The sequence below is a fragment of the Streptococcus phocae genome, assembly GCF_001302265.1.
Classification (GTDB): Bacteria; Bacillota; Bacilli; order Lactobacillales; family Streptococcaceae; genus Streptococcus; species Streptococcus phocae.
Genome location: NZ_LHQM01000041.1, coordinates 1 through 452 on the forward strand (window position 1 = coordinate 1; position 452 = coordinate 452).

A 452-nucleotide genomic window follows, 5' to 3' on the forward strand; every position below is an offset into this window, starting at 1 on the left:
CGCTCAAGCTCTGTCATCTCTTCTGGTTTTTTCTTTGGTTTACGGCCCATTTTAGACGGTCTCCCTCTTGGTTTCTCAACAATAGTATACCCGTTTTTCTTGTATTGTGCTATCCAATTTGAAAGCATACCATAGTTTGGTAGGGCATAATCCAATGAGACTTGCTTGATAGATCTATTTTCTAGTAAAACCCTATCAATGATTTCTTGTTTTAGTTCAGGTGGATAGTAGCTATTCTTTCTTTTTCTAACATTCTCAACACCATACCTATCCATAAGCTTTATCAAATATTTAAGAGTGGAAAGACTAACATCGTATGTCTCACTTATCTGAGACCAAGACACGCCATTCTTTCTTAGTGCATAGAGTTCTAGTTTATTTTCATAACTTAACTTCATAAGAAAAACACCCCATTCGTTAGATTTTTTGTCCAACTTTTGGGGTGCAGTTCA

Annotated in this window: 1 pseudogene; it reads right to left on the reverse strand. The window is 36.1% G+C overall.

The window, feature by feature from the left end:
• Positions 1 to 398: pseudogene (locus tag AKK44_RS07545) on the reverse strand (IS3 family transposase); the annotation flags it as partial.
• Positions 399 to 452 lie beyond the last annotated feature (54 nt).